The organism is Mycobacteriales bacterium (assembly GCA_036497565.1).
In the GTDB taxonomy this organism is placed as follows: domain Bacteria; phylum Actinomycetota; class Actinomycetes; order Mycobacteriales; family QHCD01; genus DASXJE01.
Window position 1 is genome coordinate 1 of record DASXJE010000312.1, and the last position, 15,544, is coordinate 15,544.

General features: G+C 68.1%; 18 protein-coding genes. 3 read left to right on the top strand and 15 right to left on the bottom strand.

From position 1 onward, the window contains the following. From VGH85_23885 to VGH85_23920, 8 genes are all read right to left on the bottom strand, one after another. Positions 1–1,277: sulfatase-like hydrolase/transferase (locus VGH85_23885; protein HEY2176860.1), on the bottom strand; the 1,277-nt coding region annotated here is incomplete at its 3' end. A 19-nt stretch (positions 1,278–1,296) separates the two neighbouring features. Next, complete coding sequence (locus VGH85_23890) at positions 1,297–2,139, bottom strand: carbohydrate ABC transporter permease (GenBank protein HEY2176861.1); 843 nt, start codon at positions 2,137–2,139, stop codon at positions 1,297–1,299. Between the two features lie 16 nt (positions 2,140–2,155). After that, positions 2,156–3,052: a sugar ABC transporter permease gene (locus VGH85_23895; GenBank protein HEY2176862.1), complete on the bottom strand. Its 897-nt coding sequence runs from the start codon at positions 3,050–3,052 to the stop codon at positions 2,156–2,158. Positions 3,053–3,063: 11 nt separating this feature from the next. After that, positions 3,064–4,362, bottom strand: a complete 1,299-nt coding sequence (locus VGH85_23900) for a sugar ABC transporter substrate-binding protein (protein ID HEY2176863.1) — start codon at positions 4,360–4,362, stop codon at positions 3,064–3,066. Positions 4,363–4,396: 34 nt separating this feature from the next. Next, on the bottom strand, positions 4,397–5,410 hold the full coding sequence (locus tag VGH85_23905; protein HEY2176864.1) for a LacI family DNA-binding transcriptional regulator: 1,014 nt from the start codon (positions 5,408–5,410) through the stop codon (positions 4,397–4,399). Positions 5,411–5,505: 95 nt separating this feature from the next. Then, complete coding sequence (locus tag VGH85_23910) at positions 5,506–5,886, bottom strand: DUF779 domain-containing protein (protein ID HEY2176865.1); 381 nt, start codon at positions 5,884–5,886, stop codon at positions 5,506–5,508. A gap of 19 nt (positions 5,887–5,905) precedes the next feature. Continuing rightward, positions 5,906–7,429: an aldehyde dehydrogenase gene (gene adh / locus VGH85_23915; protein HEY2176866.1), complete on the bottom strand. Its 1,524-nt coding sequence runs from the start codon at positions 7,427–7,429 to the stop codon at positions 5,906–5,908. Between the two features lie 128 nt (positions 7,430–7,557). Beyond that, entirely contained in the window at positions 7,558–8,856 is a 1,299-nt protein-coding gene (locus VGH85_23920) for a GAF domain-containing protein (GenBank protein HEY2176867.1), read from the bottom strand. Between the two features lie 89 nt (positions 8,857–8,945). On the opposite strand from VGH85_23920, the gene VGH85_23925 reads away from it, so the two are divergent. Continuing rightward, positions 8,946–9,431 carry a MarR family transcriptional regulator gene (locus VGH85_23925; GenBank protein HEY2176868.1) on the top strand — a complete coding sequence of 162 codons (486 nt, stop codon included), beginning with the start codon at positions 8,946–8,948 and terminating at the stop codon, positions 9,429–9,431. 75 nt (positions 9,432–9,506) lie between these two features. Here VGH85_23925 and VGH85_23930 read toward each other — a convergent pair whose 3' ends face one another. From VGH85_23930 to VGH85_23945, 4 genes are all read right to left on the bottom strand, one after another. After that, positions 9,507–9,905: a rhodanese-like domain-containing protein gene (locus VGH85_23930; protein ID HEY2176869.1), complete on the bottom strand. Its 399-nt coding sequence runs from the start codon at positions 9,903–9,905 to the stop codon at positions 9,507–9,509. A 5-nt stretch (positions 9,906–9,910) separates the two neighbouring features. Beyond that, positions 9,911–10,441 (bottom strand): cysteine dioxygenase family protein, encoded by a 531-nt coding sequence (locus VGH85_23935; protein ID HEY2176870.1) that lies wholly within the window; start codon positions 10,439–10,441, stop codon positions 9,911–9,913. Positions 10,442–10,653: 212 nt separating this feature from the next. Then, positions 10,654–11,085 (bottom strand): hypothetical protein, encoded by a 432-nt coding sequence (locus tag VGH85_23940; GenBank protein ID HEY2176871.1) that lies wholly within the window; start codon positions 11,083–11,085, stop codon positions 10,654–10,656. Positions 11,086–11,106: 21 nt separating this feature from the next. Continuing rightward, positions 11,107–11,889, bottom strand: a complete 783-nt coding sequence (locus VGH85_23945) for a maleylpyruvate isomerase family mycothiol-dependent enzyme (GenBank protein HEY2176872.1) — start codon at positions 11,887–11,889, stop codon at positions 11,107–11,109. Positions 11,890–11,994: 105 nt separating this feature from the next. Between VGH85_23945 and VGH85_23950 the strand changes: the two genes are divergently transcribed. Further along, positions 11,995–12,675, top strand: a complete 681-nt coding sequence (locus tag VGH85_23950; protein ID HEY2176873.1) for a TetR/AcrR family transcriptional regulator — start codon at positions 11,995–11,997, stop codon at positions 12,673–12,675. 21 nt (positions 12,676–12,696) lie between these two features. Here the strand turns inward: VGH85_23950 and VGH85_23955 are convergent, their stop codons facing one another. Genes VGH85_23955 through VGH85_23965 form a run of 3 tightly spaced genes read right to left on the bottom strand, consistent with a single transcriptional unit; the run spans position 12,697 to position 15,204 of the window. Next, entirely contained in the window at positions 12,697–12,963 is a 267-nt protein-coding gene (locus VGH85_23955; GenBank protein ID HEY2176874.1) for a DUF6295 family protein, read from the bottom strand. Positions 12,964–12,968: 5 nt separating this feature from the next. Beyond that, positions 12,969–13,721, bottom strand: coding sequence for a dienelactone hydrolase family protein (locus VGH85_23960; GenBank protein ID HEY2176875.1), 753 nt, complete (start codon positions 13,719–13,721; stop codon positions 12,969–12,971). Between the two features lie 58 nt (positions 13,722–13,779). Further along, positions 13,780–15,204 (bottom strand): PLP-dependent aminotransferase family protein, encoded by a 1,425-nt coding sequence (locus tag VGH85_23965; GenBank protein ID HEY2176876.1) that lies wholly within the window; start codon positions 15,202–15,204, stop codon positions 13,780–13,782. A gap of 80 nt (positions 15,205–15,284) precedes the next feature. On the opposite strand from VGH85_23965, the gene VGH85_23970 reads away from it, so the two are divergent. Beyond that, on the top strand, positions 15,285–15,544 hold a 260-nt coding region (locus tag VGH85_23970), incomplete at its 3' end, for a dihydrofolate reductase family protein (protein ID HEY2176877.1).

A 15,544-nucleotide genomic window follows, 5' to 3' on the forward strand; every position in this document is an offset into this window, starting at 1 on the left:
TCCTCCCCCGCGTCGACCATCCGTTGTGCGAGCCGGTCGCGCAGAGCGGCGGCGGTGTCGCGGTGGCTCTCCAGCCCGGCAAGGTTGGTCAGCTCGTAGGGATCGGAGACGATGTCATAGAGCTCGGTCTCGACGTAGTCGTGGGACCCAGCGTCGTTCCAGCCGTGCGCGTCCGGTGCGGCGACGGCGTACTTCCACCGGTCGGTGCGAATGGCCCGGCCGACGTGCGACTCACTGATCTGGATCAGCACCTCCTCCGGCCAGTCGATCGCGTCGTGGCGAACGAGCGGCAGGATCGACCGGCCCTGCATCTGCTTCGGTACGTCGATGCCTGCCGCATCGAGGAGGGTCGGCGGCAGGTCGACGAGGCTGATGAGTTCGCGGATGCGTCCGCCGCCGTCGAATCCGGGACCGGTGAGCGCCATGGGAATCCGGATCGAGGCCTCATGGGCCGATCGCTTGTATTCGTTGTTGCGGGTCTTGAAGTGGCAGCCGTGATCGGTCGCATAGGCGATCACGGTGTTGTCCAGCTGCCCCAGGCTCTCTATGGCGTCGCGGAGCCGGCCGAACGCTTCGTCGACCCGGCGCACCATCCCCCAGTACCCACCGAGATGCTGCGGCGCCGTGCCACCCAACGCCGCCAGGTCCGGCGGAGTCCAGCGCCCGGCGTACCGCTCGGCGTAGCCCGTCGGCGCCGGGTAGTCGTCCCGGCTGTTCTGGTGGTGGGGCTCGATCAGCGAGACGAAGAGGAGAAACGGCCGCTCGTGCGGTGTCGCGAGATAGTCGATGGCGGCGTCGACCGTGGCGTCCGCCCGGTAGCCCGGCAGCTTGCGGAGCTGCCCGTCACCGTCGTAGAGGTGCGCGTCGTAGGCGTCGGAGATGAACTCGACGACATCGGCCGCAAGCCAGTGGTCGTAGCCGCCACGGAGCCGCTCGGGCACCGGTTCGGAGCCGGTCGCGGCTAGATGCCACTTGCCGACGTACGCCGTGTCGTACCCGCACGCGCCGAACGCCCGGGCCAGCGTCGGGGCGTCCTCGGGCAACGGAATGCCGTTGCGGTAGACACCGGTCTCCGTCGCGTACATCCCCGTCTGCAGCGCGGACCGGGCCGGGGCGCACACCGGCTGGCAGGTGAAGGCACTTCCGCAGAAGGTGCCCTCGGAAGCCATCCGGTCGAAGTTCGGCGTCAGATCCAGCGGGTTGCCGTGCACCCCGGTGGAGTCGAACCTCTGCTGATCGGTGAAGAAGACGACGACGTTGGGTTGGGACTGACTCACCTGACCTCATTTCCGCGATTCATTTGAGTCCGGTCAGCGCGATGCCTCGGACGAGGTAGCGCTGTGCGACAAAGAACAAGACTGCGGTCGGCGCGAAGAGCACGACCGATCCGGCTGAGGTCAGGTTCCATTGCGTGAAGTATTCCTGATTGAACAGCGTGAGCCCGACCGGCAGTGTCCGCATGGTGGTGCTCGACGTGATGATCAACGGCCAGAGGAAGTTGTTCCACTGGAAGACGAAGGTGAAGAGGCCGAGCACGGCCAACGCCGGCTTGGCCTGCGGCAGGATGATCCGGGCGTAGATCCTGAGCTCCGACGCACCGTCGACCCGCGCCGCGTCGATGAGCGCGTCGGGCAGCGGCTGGATGAACTGCCGCATCAGGAAGATGCCGAAGGCGTCGGACAGGAACGGAACGATCAGGCCCTGATAGCTGTTGGTCCAGCCCAGCTGCGAGAAGATCACGTAGATGGGGATCATCCGGACGAAGAACGGCACCATCAGGGTGGAGAGCACAATAACGAAGATCGTCCGCTTGAACGGGAACTCGAACTTCGCGAACGCATACCCGGCAAGCGGATCGATCACCAGATGGGCGAGTGTGATGACGCCGGCCATGATGAAGCTGTTGAGGAGGAACCGTCCGATCGGCGCCCTCTGGAACAGCGTCAGGTAGTTGCCGAAATGCAGGACCTTCGGCCATAGGACGGGGTTGCCCGCGAAGATGTCGGCGTTGGACTGCAGCGACAACGACACCATGTAGAGCAGCGGTACGACGGTCGCCCCCGCGCAGATGACGAGGATCGTGTAGGCGACGATCCGGTCGCCGGGGAACAGTCGTTCGGCGGCGATCGGCGACCGCATCGACCGCGCAGGTCTCCTATTCACCGTAATCACGCCTTCCGATGCGGAGCTGGATCACGGACAGCACCAGGATGACCAGCAGCATGAGATAGGACAGTGCGGAGGAGTAGCCGAAGTCGCGGAACTTGAACGCGACGTTGTAGATCCGGAAGACGTAGAGATCGGTCGCCGCTCCCGGACCGCCGTTGGTGACCAGGAACGGGAGTGCGAACTCCTGCAGCGACGTGATGACGCCGATCACCGAGACGAAAAGCGTCGTCGGCACCAGGAGCGGGAGCGTGACTGACCGGAACCGCTGCCACGCCGAGGCACCGTCGACCCGGGAGGCCTCGTAGTAGGTCTCCGGAATCCCCTGCATGCCGGCGACGAACAGCAGCGTGGTGTAGCCGATCTGCTGCCAGACAGCGATAAGCACCAGCGTCCCGAGCGGGTGGGTGTCGAGCCACGTCTGCTGCGGCAGGTGCAGCGAGCTGAGCACCCGATTCAGGACGCCGACCTGCGGATCGAGGATGTTGCGCCAGAGCAGACCGACGATCGCGATCGAGGTGAGGTAGGGCACGAGCAGGATCCCGCGGAAAACGGCCCGTCCACGGATGTGCTGGTTGAGGATCGTGGCGAGGAGCAGCCCGATCACGATGCTGAAGATCAGTACGCCGACGGCGTACTCGACGGTCGTCACGAAGGCGTGCCGGACCGCAGGGTCGCCCACAGCCTTGCTGAAGTTGCCGAAGCCGACGAACCGGTCAGCCTGCGGGCCGGTGTAGAAGCCGGTGATCAGCTCCTGGATGAGTGGATAGAAGAACAGCAGCCCGAAGAAGATCACCGGGAAGGCGAGGAACAGGTAGGCGGTCATCGCCCGGCGCCGGCGGAGCCTGCCGCGACGCCGGCCGCTGGACAAGGAAAAGGTCGTCATGGAAGCGCCACCTAGCGCACGACCTTGTCGGCCGTCGCGAGGAAGTCGGACATCGGTCCCTGCGGCGTCTTACCGCTGATCGCGACCGACTGGTACAGCGTCTGGTAGGCGTCGTCGACCTGCGGGCCCTTGCCGGTTGCGGCCAGCTTCTGGCCCCAGTCGGCGCCGGAGGGAAGCGCCTGCGCCACCGCACCGATGAGCGGGTCGCCCTTCACCGGCGCCTGCGTCGTCCAGGACTTGCGCGGCATAGTCTGGCCGGCCTCCTTGGTCACCGCAAGCTCGACCTCGAGCGTCGTCAACCGCTTGATGAGATCCCACGCGAGGTCGCGGTTCTTCGCCTTGGCGGGGATGATCAGTCCGCTGCCGGCGAGGATCGTCTTGCGCTCCTTGTGCATCAGCGGAGGCGCAATCCCGAGATCGACACCCCCGGCCTGCCGGATCGGGAGAATGTCCCACGGTCCGGTGATGATCATGGCGGCACGCTGGGCCGAGAGCAGTTTCTGCGGCCCCGAATAGTCCGAGCTGGGAACCGGCGCCGGTGAGTACTTGTACTTGTAGATGAGGTCGTGCTGGAACTGCAGCGCCTCGATCGTCGCAGGATGCGGCGTGAGCAGCTGCTTGGTCGCGTCGTCGTACTCCGAGACCCCGTTCTGCTGCAGCCAGGGGACGCTGTAGCCGGGATCCTGGTTCAGGGCGATCGCATACCGGTGCCCGGAGGTGAGTTTCTTTCCCACCGCGAGCAGGTCGTCCCAGGTCGCCGGTGGCTTCACGCCGGCCGCGGCCAGCATCTTCTTGTTGTAGTAGAGCTGGCTGCAGGTCAGGTGGATCTGCACGCCGTAGGTATTCCCGGCGTGCTGCCAGGGCATCACCGACGCGTTCTGCCAGTCGCCGGGAAAGCCCATCGCGGCACCGTCCTTGGCGATGTGAGCGTCCAGCGGCATCAGGTCGCCGGTGAGCGCCAGCGGAATCGCGGTGTCGCCGCCCGGTTGCTCGACGAGGTCCGGCGGGGTGCCCGCCGAGATGTCCGCCTGCAGCTTCGTCTGCAGGTCCGGCCACTGGAACTTCTGCCAGTTGACGGTGACCCCATGGTCTTTCTCGAACTTCGACACGACGTTGTTGTAGGTGTCGTAGGCGTGGCCGGAGTTCCAATACATCGTGAAGGTCTTGCTCCCCCCGCCGCTCGACGAGGTGCTCGGCGCTCGGGAGCAACTGGCGAGCACGGGCGCGGCGGCGCCGACCGCCGCGACGGACCCACCGATCCGCAACAGGTCGCGACGTGAGTACTGGGACGTCGCTGTTCTTCCAGGCATGACGATGCCCTCCTCGGACTCGGAGTACGGGGACTCAGGTCGACGTGCGGACGATGAGTTCCCAGGGTTGATCGAGCTCGGTGCCGCGGTGGGTCGGGTCTTCGATGCGCGCCCAGAGCCGTTCGACGACGCTCGAGAAGTCGGTCCCGGGGAACCCCGCGGTGGTGAGGGCCGGCCGGACCACCTCCCCCTCGGGGATGTTGCCGGCCCCTGCGATCGAGACGTCGCCGGGAACCGACCAGCCCAGGTCCCGGGCTGCCCAGATCGCGTCGATCGCGCCGCGGTCCGAGCCGGAGAAGATCGCGTCGGGCGGGTCGACGGATTCGAGCAACCGGGTCGCTCCGGTGTAGGCCTCGGCGCGGGAGTCGGCGCCGGCAATGACCAGCGATTCGTCCCACGGCAGCCCGAGGTCGACGAGCGCCTGCTGGTACGCCCGGTAGACGACGGCGGGGCCGCTCCCGCGAAGCTCGTCCTCGTGGGCGATGTAGGCGATCCGCCGGCGCCCGCTCGTCACCAGATGCCGTACGACGTCCTGACATGCCAAGGCCTGCTGCAGCCGGACGGCGTCGAAGCGCTGCGGAGCGATCCGATCGTCGAAGACCACCAACCCGAGCCCGCCCCGGGCGAGCCGTCGTACCTCGGTGGCGGAGATGCAATATCCAGGCGTCAGGATCGCGCCGTCGACGTAGTGCTCCCGCAGCACCCGCAACGCCGTATCGGCCCGGTCGTCCGGCGCGATGGGCAGTCCGATCACGCCGTAGCCGCGGCGTACGGCCGAGGCGTGCAACTGCTCGGTGAGCAACTCGACCCAGGGGTTGCCGGGCGGTCGATAGACCACGCACACCAACTCGGTGCGCTGCCGACGGAGGCTGCGGGCGGAGTGGTTGCGCTGGTAGCCGAGCTGCCGGGCGGCGTCGAGCACCCGGCGGACCGTCTCCTCCTTCACCGGTCGGTCGCGACCGGTGAGCACGTAGGACACGGTCGCGGTCGAGACCTCGGCACGATCTGCGACGTCGCGCTGCGTCGGCGGCCTGGCGGCGGTCGCCATCAGTTAATCGATTACCTTGACGGACACGGTTAGACGATTAACCACTTGTGCAGGTCATGTCAAGGCTAAACCAGACTTTCCCGGTCGGGAATGTCTCAGGTCACTCCGAAGGCCTGGGATTCGGCGTCGGTGAGCAGCCGGGACCTGATCAGGAACCGCACGCCCTCCGGAGCCTCGACCGAGAACCCGGCACCGCGGCCGGGCACCACGTCGATGGTCAGGTGGGTGTGCTTCCAGTACTCGTACTGGCTGACCGACATCCAGACCGGGATCTCCCGGTCGAGGCCGACGTCGATGGTGCCGAGATGCACGTCGCCGTCGCTGGTGATGAAGTCCCCGTCGGGGAAGCACATCGGTGACGAGCCGTCGCAGCAGCCGCCGGACTGGTGGAACATCAGTGGGCCGTGCTGTTCGGTGAGGCGGCGGAGCAGGTCCGCCGCCTCACCGGTCACACCGACCCGGGACTCCGGTCCCATCGCGGATTCGGTCATCGGTCTAGAAGAATCCGAGAGCGTCGGGCGAGTAAGAAACCAGCAGGTTCTTGGTGTTCTGGTAGTGGTCGAGCATCATCTTGTGGTTCTCGCGCCCGACACCGGACTGCTTGTAGCCACCGAAGGCGGCGTGCGCCGGGTACTGGTGGAAGCAGTTGGTCCACACGCGGCCGGCCTGGATCTCCCGGCCGGCCCGGTAGGCCCGCGCACCGTCCCGCGACCAGACACCGGCACCGAGGCCGTAGAGCGTGTCGTTGGCGATCTTGAGGGCGTCGTCCTCGTCGTCGAACTTCGTCACCGACACCACCGGGCCGAAGATCTCCTCCTGGAAGATCCGCATCCCGTTGTGTCCTTCGAAGACCGTCGGCTGGACGTAGTAGCCGCCGGCCAGGTCGCCGCCGAGCTCGGCCCGGTTGCCGCCGGTGAGGACCTTCGCGCCCTCCTGTTTGCCGATGTCGAGGTAGGACAGGATCTTCTCGAGCTGGTCGTTGGAGGCCTGTGCCCCGACCGTCGTCTCCGAGTCGAGCGGGTTGCCCTGCTTGATCGCATTGACCCGGCTGATGGCGTCGCCCAGGAAGCCGTCGTAGATCGACGACTGGATCAGGGCCCGGGACGGGCAGGTGCAGACCTCGCCCTGGTTGAGCGCGAACATCGCGAAGCCCTCGAGGGCCTTGTTGTAGAACGCGTCCTTCGCCGCGGCGACGTCCTCGAAGAAGATGTTGGGGCTCTTGCCGCCGAGCTCGAGCGTCACCGGGATGAGGTTCTGCGACGCGTACTGCATGATCAGGCGGCCGGTCGTCGTCTCACCGGTGAACGCGATCTTGGCGATGCGACTTGACGACGCCAGCGGCCTGCCCGCCTCGACGCCGAAGCCGTTGACCACGTTGAGTACGCCGGCGGGAAGCAGGTCGCCGACGAGTTCCATCAGCTTCAGGATCGACCACGGCGTCTGCTCCGCAGGCTTGAGCACGACGCAGTTGCCCGCAGCGAGAGCCGGCGCGAGCTTCCAGGTGGCCATCAGCAGCGGGAAGTTCCACGGGATGATCTGGCCGACGACCCCGAGCGGCTCGTGCAGGTGATAGGCCACGGTGTCGGCATCTATCTCGGAGATCCCGCCCTCCTGCGCGCGGATGGCGCCGGCGAAGTAGCGGAAGTGGTCGACCGCGAGGGGCAGGTCCGCGGCGAGCGTCTCGCGGATCGGCTTGCCGTTCTCCCAGCACTCGGCGATCGCGAGCATCTCGAGGTTGTCCTCGATCCGGTCGGCGATCTTGTTGAGGATGTTGGCCCGCTCCGCGACCGAGGTGCGTCCCCAGGCGCGCTTGGCGCCATGGGCTGCGTCCAGCGCATGGTCGACGTCCTCTGCGGTGCTGCGGGCGATCTCGGTGAACGACTTTCCGGTGACCGGCGACGGATTCTCGAAGTAGCCGCCCTTGGTCGGCGGAGTCCACTCCCCACCGACGAAGTTGTCGTAGCGGCTCCGGACGGTAACCGGGCTGTCCGCGCTGCCGGGGGGTGAGTAGACCGTCATCGCACCTAACCTCCAGGGACTGGTGACACCCGCCGTTCGACGGGTCAGCAGGCAGGCTAGGAACGTGAACGTTGCAACCACGTTGCATAGGGCACCAGCACACAACTTCTTGGCCGACTTTTTGCTCGCTACGGGATAGCCCGTATCCCGAACTCCCGCTCCAGCCGGCGCGCCTCCGCCGCGGCCAGCGGACGTAGCGGAGAGGTCGCGGGCAACGACTCGGCCTGCTGCCGCCACATCGGCAGGTCGTCCGCTCCCCACCGCGATCGCGTCCACGCCACCATCAGGTCGGGTTCGCGCGAGTACATGACGGCACCGCGCACCTGCTCCTGCAGCGACTCACGTCGCGCCACGATGCCCGGCGACTCCGACTGCGGCAGCAGCGGGCCGCGGTAGGCCCGCACCGCGTCGCGGATCCGCCCGGCCGCGAGGTGGGCACCGACGGCCATCCAGTCGCAATCGGTCTCCACGATCAGCCGATAGGGCCGGGACTCGATGACGTCGCGGCCGAGGAGCGCCCGCAGCCGCGTCATCTCGGCACGCATGGTCGAGGAGTGCACGTCGGCGGCGTAGACCTCGACCTCGAGCTCTTCGGCGGTCAAGCCGTCGGGATGATCGACGAGCGCCACGAGAATCTCGCTGTGGCGTGGGCTCAGCCGGTGGGTCCGGCCGCCGAGCTCGGCGATGCAGTCAGGTTGACCGAGACCCCGGATCTGCAGGACGCGCCGCGATGCGGACTCGGTCGGCGACCAGAGTCGGCCGGTGCCGGCGTCCCGCGAGCGGGCCCGAGTCTCCACCGCGAGCCGGGCGATCTCGGACTCCGCCATCCGGGCAGCGGCCCGCACCATCCCGAGCGTCTGCGGCGACGCGACGTCGTCACCGCCGGTGATGTCGACGAGCCCCAGGATCTCGTTGGTGAGCGGGTCGTGGATCGGCGCGGCCGAACAGCTCCAAGGCTGCACCAGCCGGTTGAAGTGCTCCGCGGAGTGGATCTGTACGGCGGCATCGAGGTGCAGGGCCGTGCCGGGTGCATTGGTGCCCGCGTGATTCTCGTCCCAGGCCGAGCCCTCGACGAAGTTGATGGCCTCGACCCGGCGGAGTACCCCGGGTGGCCCGCAGACCCACAGCAGCTTCCCGTCGGCGTCGCCGACGGCCATGACGCAGTCACAGTCCACGGCCGCGCGACCGAGGACGTCGTAGAGAAGCGGGAAGACCCGGGAGAGCGGATGAGCCGAGCGGTAGTCGACCAGGTCCGGCGTGTCGAGCACCACCGGAGCCAGGTGGGCGTCGGGATCGACGCCGGCTGCCGACGAACGGATCCACGACTCGGCCACCACCGTGCGGACATGGGCGGAGGTCTGTCCCGACTCGAGAAACGCGGCATGGGCCAGCCGTCGCTCCTCGTCGGGCCGGTCGACGTACGGCATACGTCAGTCAATCCCGACCGCGACCATATGCCAAGGGGTGAGCTCGCTCCCTATACTGTCTATTGCGTATGACACGAGGAGCATATCGTATGAGTTCCGTATCGGATCGGAGCAGAAGTAGGCGGCGATTGACGACGGCGATCAAGGGATCGCTGCGGGAGCTGAGCAATCAGCTGTCCTTGCTCAATCACCAGGTGGGTGCCCACCTCGACCTCAAGGACGTCGACATCGACTGCCTCGAACTGATCTCCAGGCACGGCCCGATGAGCCCCAGCGCCCTGGCCCGGCGGGCCGGGCTGCACCCGGCCACCATGACCGGCATCCTCGACCGGCTGCAGCGCGGCGGATGGATCACCCGGGAGCGTGATCCCGACGCGTCCGACCGGCGCGGCGTCATGGTCCGCGCCGTACGCGACCGCAACGCGGAGATTTTCGGCCTCTACTCGGGGATGAACGGCCGGATGGATCGGATCTTCACCGGATACTCCGACACCGAATTGGAACTGCTCGCCGACTTCCTGCGACGTACCACCGACGCGGGACAGGTCGCGACCACCGAGCTCGCCGACGATTAGCCGGGCCGCCGGTACACCACCCACAGACCCATCCGGCCTCGCTGGAGACCGCTGTTCCACCCACCCTTGCGTTGCCTACACAGGCGGCCGGATCGTCGGCAGGCCGCACCCGCGCCAGGCGCGGTAGCCACCGATCAGGTCGGTCGCCCGCACGACGCCGAGGTCGTGCAGCGCCGCGGCCGCGAGGCTCGACGTGTAGCCCTCGTTGCAGACGATCACGACCTGCAGATCGTAGGAGGCGATAGCCATTCGCGCATCGCAGGCCGGGTCGAACCGCCACTCCAAAACGTTGCGGTCCACCACGAGCGCGCCGGGGATCAAGCCCTCGGTCTCACGGTTGACGGGCGGCCGGATGTCGACGAGTACGCCGCCGTTGCGTTGCGCGTCGTACGCCTCCACCGGCGACAGCCTGAACAGCCGCGAGCGCGCGTCGTCGAGCAGGTCGGAAACTCCACGGCGGATGGAAACGGTCATCGCATCTACTCCTGTTCCGGTTCATTGGTCTGCACGGTCCGCGCGGTGTGCAACCCCGTGCAGTCCGTGGCGTAGTAGGTCATCCGGGTCAGCGGCGGCGAGTAGGCGTGGATGCTCACGGCCGGCCCGATGCCGGCGCCGCACATGTCGTGGATCACTCCCGGCGCGAGCCAGACGGTCGACCCGGCTGGGCGTGGCACCGTCACACGCCGGTGTCCCGCGTCGATCCGCACCTCAGCGAGCAGTCCGCGCACCACCGAGAACGCCGCGGCGGACGACCCGTGGTCGTGCAATTCGGTGTTCTGTCCGGGAAGCCACGACAGCAGCCACACATCGACCCGCTCGTCGGCGGACAGTTGGGTCCACCATCGTCGATCGCCGTCCGGCAACTGCAGGCGCGGCAGCCACACGTCGGAGTCGGCGGTGGTCCGCCGCAGGAGCGCGGTCAGTTCGCTACGCGACAGTCCAGGTGCTCGCCCGGCGGCGAGGGTCGTGCGGTGCTCGGAGCGTACGGCGGTGCCGTTGACAGAATTCACAGGATGTTCCTCGGTATGAATGGCGACGGTCGAGCCGCTCAGGACGAACCGAGGACGGGACACGCCGTAGCGGTCACGTGGAGGAGATCCACGTATCGCTGCACGACGAGCCCAACCACATGCCTTACCCTACTAATCCGATCGGGTTGGTACAACTGAAACGCCGAAATCCGTGCCCGGGATCTCAAGTCCCCGTTCTGCGGCTACTCCGGTCATTCCCCGGACTCGGCCCCGGCGACCGCGTCGGCGACGAGGCCGAGCCCGATGCCGAGCATCCAGACGTCCTTGCTGACCGCTATCCCCGCCGGGGCGGGCCAGACGCTGTCCGGCTTGCGCAGGGCCGGCGTACGCAGATACATCCCGAGGAGTGCACCGGAGAAGCCGGTGAGCGCGAACCCGGCGAAGGCGTTCGGGACGAACGGGATGAGCAGCAGCGACCCCGTGACGACTTCGCCGGCGGCGAGTATCCGCAGGAAACGCGGTGCCGGGATCTCGTTCAGGAAGGGATAGGCGTTCGCGGCCATGGCATGCACCATTTGAGCCTGCTCGGCCGGCCCGCGCCATTTCTCCAGTCCGGAGTGCAGGATGTAGGCGCCGGTCGCGAAGCGGCCGGGAATGTCTCGAGCGGCGGTGCGAAGACGCATGGCATGCCCTTCAGAAACAGGTCAGAAGCCCGGAAAGATCTGACGCAGTACGTCGAGATCCACGCCGTCGGCGACCAGCTGTGGCGTGTGGTCGGCGTCGAGGCGGCCATAGACGAGTCGGATCAGCGCCTCTGCGGGCAGCTGCAGCGTGGGGCCGTCGAGCGCATCGGTCGACGGGTCCACGCCGCGCAGGTCGAGCCCGGCGCTACGGGCGTCGAGGACGAGGCGACGCACCGGCTGCTGGGTGGTCACCGATACCCGCAGCGGCTGCCCGGGGGGCTTGGCGACCAGGGCGGCGGTCTGGCCGAGGGTGTCGATGAGGAGCTCGACGGCGGCCGGCTCGACGGTCGCGCGCCGATTACGGGTGACCGCGATGTCCCAGGTGTGCACCGCGTGCTCACCAAGCCGCAACCGCGCCAGATCGGCCAGGCCCTGATCGGTGCCGAAGAGGGAAAGTGTCCAGTCCCGGCGTCGTTCGTCGTCGAGAGCATCGAATCGGGCGAGCAGAGCGGCATCGGTGCGGAGTGCGTCACCGGCCTGATCAGTCACCGACTTGGCGTTCCATCGCTGCCACACCGGCTGGAATTCGTCGGCTCCGGGTGCCGGCCGGCCGGCGAGACCTGCATCGATGAACAACCCGAAGATCTCGGCGCCCGAGCCGATATGCGCAAGCTCCTGGGCGATCGACCATTCGCTCGCATACGACGGACCGGCGAGCTCCTCGGCCGACAGGCCGGCGACGAGACCCGTGAGGCGGCGATGGGACGTGCCCAACGCGGTCAGCCAAACGTCGAGGTGCGGCACGACCTCACCACCATCCTGGGAACAACCGGGGATTCATCCCCGGATCGCGTCTCGCGACGCTAGCACAACCGTGGAGTGCCCCCCGCTTTGCTCTAGCCTGGCACCATGGCCTCTTTACCCGCCGGCGCGACCCTGCCGTTGCGCTCCGATGCCGAGCGCAACCGGCGCGCCCTGGTCCGGGCCGCCCGCGCCGTCTTCGGTGAGCGTGGCCTCGACGCCCCGCTGGACGAGATCGCGCGCCGTGCCGAAGTCGGCAACGCCACGCTCTACCGCCGGTTCCCGACGCGCTGCGCGCTCCTCGCGGCGGTATTCGCGGACACCCTCGAGGACGTGGTGGCCGCGACCGAACGCGCCATCGCCGATCCGGACCCGTGGTCGGCGTTCGCCAACCATGTGACGTTCCTGTGCGAGTTGCAGGCCACCGACCGCGGTCTGGCCGATCTGCTCACCACGACCATCCGCGGCGTACCGGCATTGGAACGGCTGCGGAAACGCGCCCACGACGGCTTCGTGCGGATCGCCGACCGCGCCATCGACAACGGAACGTTGCGGGCCGACTTCCGGCCCGAGGACATCGTGCTCCTGCTGATGGCCAACGCCGGACTCGTCCACCGCACCGCCGCCGACGCCCCCGCCGCGTGGCGACGGCTGCTCAGCTACACCCTCGACGGACTGGCCATGCCCTCGGCGGAGCCGGCGGCCCCGTCCCCCGGCCACGAGGCCGTGCAGAAGGCGATGACCACCCTCGCCAAGAGCTTCGGATGCCACAAGCCCGGTCGTCGCTGACAGACTTCCGTCCGGCCGGCTCTAGACGGTGAGCTCGGCAGGCGCCGATTCGAGCGCGGACTGGATCGCGGCGACCAGTTCGCGGGCCGCGGACGCCGTCAGCTCCATGGCCACCCGGCCCGACGGCCCACGGGACGGGTCCGTGAGGTCGATGTTGAGGGTGTGCTCGGCCATCGCGTGCACGGGATGGTCGAAGTACACCGTCGCATCGGTGACGTGGAACCACGAGCCGTTCGGCCCTTTGGCACTGCCGTCGATCTGCGCCATGAACGTGGCGTAGGTGCACATCGCGGTCACGCTCCCCGGGTGGCGAGATTGCTGGCGAAGAACGCGTCGATCCGCTCCCAGCCGTCGTTGGCGGCCTCCACGCGGTAGGACGGGCGGTCCACGGAGAAGAATGCGTGACCGGCGTCGTCGTACCGGTGGAACTCGTAGCTCTTACCGAGCTCCGTCAGGATCTTCTCGAACTCGTCGACGTCGGCCGGGGACGGGTGGGAGTCCTCGTTGCCGAACAGGCCCAGCACCGGGCAGCGCAGGTTGGGCAGTTGATCGACGATGTTGCTGCGGATCGGGAACCGGTCGGGAGGCGTGCCGGTGACGAACGCGCCGTAGCAGTCCACCGCGGCATTGAGGTCGAGGTTGCACGCGGCGAGCACCGACTGCCGGCCGCCGGAGCAGTAGCCGATGACGCCGACCTTCCCGTTGGACGTGGGCAGCGCGCGCAGATAGTCGGCCGCGCCGCCGACATCGCCGACCAGCCGCTCGTCCGGAACTCCGCCGGCCGCACGAGCCGTCGCCGCCGCGTCGTCCGGCGCCGCGCCAGGAGCCTCCCGGTGGTAGAGGTTGGGGCAGATCGCGTTGTAGCCCATGTCGGCGGCGAACCGGCGCACGATCTCCTTCGTGGCCCGGTCGTAGCCGGGCATGTGGTGGATGACCACCACGCCGCCGCGACTCGTCTCGTCGCCCGGGCGGGCCGCATAGGCCTCGATCTCATCGCCGTCCGCGCCGCTGATCTGGATGGTCTCCGCAGTCGTCAAGTCGGTCATACCCTGATCGAAGCACGACCGTGCGGTCACCGCGACGGCGGCATCAGCCGCGACGACATCAGCCGGCCCGCAGCGCGGCGACGACGTCGGCGAGGATGTCGATGCCTTCGGCGATCGCCCGTTCGCTGAGACCGCCGTAGCCGAAGACCAGGCCCGCCCGGCCGGTGCGGCTCATCCGGTAGGGGCGCACGCCGTAGACACCGAGGCTGCGCTGCCTTGCGGCGTCGATGATGCCGGCCTCGTCGAGATCGGCGGGCAGCCAGGTAGTCACGTGCATGCCGGCCGAGATCCCGGTCGGTTCCACGTCGGGCAGCCGTTCGCGGAGTGCGCCGAGCAGGACGTCGCGACGGCGCCGGTAACGCGGGCGCATCCGGCGCAGGTGCCGGTCGAATTCACCGCGGGCGACGAAGTCGGCGAACACCAACTGGTCGAGCACCGGCGAGCCGCGGTCGTCGAGGATCTTGGCATCGCCGACCTCGGCGACGAGCCGGTTGGGTACGACGAGCCAGCCCAGGCGCAGCCCGGGCGCAAGGGTCTTGCTGGCGGTCCCGGCGTAGACGACGTGGTCGGGCGCGAGGCCCTGCATTGCGCCGATCGGTTCGCGGTCGTAGCGGAACTCCGCGTCGTAGTCATCCTCGACGATCAGCCGGTCGCCGTGGGCCGCCCAGTCGACCAGGGACTTGCGGACCGCGGGCGAGAGGACCGCGCCGGTGGGGAACTGATGTGCGGCGGTCACCAGGACGGCATCGGCACCGGATCGTTCGAGCGCCGGGATGCTGATGCCGTCGGCATCGACAGGTACGCCGACCACCTCGATGCCGAGACGCGGTGCGGTGACCCGGATGTCGTCGTCGCTGGAGGGATCTTCGACGGCCAGCCGGCGGACGCCCATCTGCGCCAGCACCTGCGCCACCAGCCGGATTCCCTGCCCGAAACCGTTGACGATCACCACGTTCTCCGGCCGGGCCGCCGTACCGCGCACCCGGTTGAGGTAGCCGGACAGCGCCTCGCGAAGCTCGGGTGCGCCGCCGCCCTCGAGGTACACGAGCCGGTCGTTCGGGATCTCGGCGAGCACCCGGCGGGTCGATCGCAGCCAGGCCGCGCGCGGGAACTGCGAGACGTCGGGACGCCCGTAGCGGAAGTCGATCCGCGGGGGTGCGGCGGCCGGCCGCTGCACCGCATCCGGGGCCACGTCGGTCTCGGCGGCGCGGGCGACCTGGGTGTATCCGCCGGACCGGCTGACGAGATAGCCCTCGGCGACCAACTGCTGGTAGGCCTCCACGACCACCCCACGGGAGACCCCGAGATCCTCGGCCAGCCCGCGGGTGGAGGGCAGGACCGTCCCGCCCGCAAGCTGCCCGCAGCGGATGCGGTCACGGATCCCGCTCTCCACCTGCCGATGCAGGGCGACGGAACGGTCCCGGCCGACCTCGACGAAGAGCTCCCCGCCGGTCGCCGTCGAATTGGTACTGGATTCCGCCACGGAATTGGACCTTACCGACGGACCAGTCCGCTGTCAGGGTTTGTGGCAGAGAACGAACCACCGACCGGGAGGCGACCGACATGCGCAAGATCATCAACTCGACGTACATCTCGCTCGACGGAATCATCCAGAACCCGCAGGACTGGCCGGCGAGCACGGTCCTGGACGACGCCGGCGGCCGGATCCAGACCGAACTGCTCCTCGCCTGCGACGCGGTACTGATGGGACGGCACACCTACGACGGCTTCGCTCCGGTGTGGCAGGGCCAGTCCGGCAACCCCTACAGCGACAAGATCAACGCGATGGAGAAGTACGTCGTCTCCACCACGCTGACCGACCC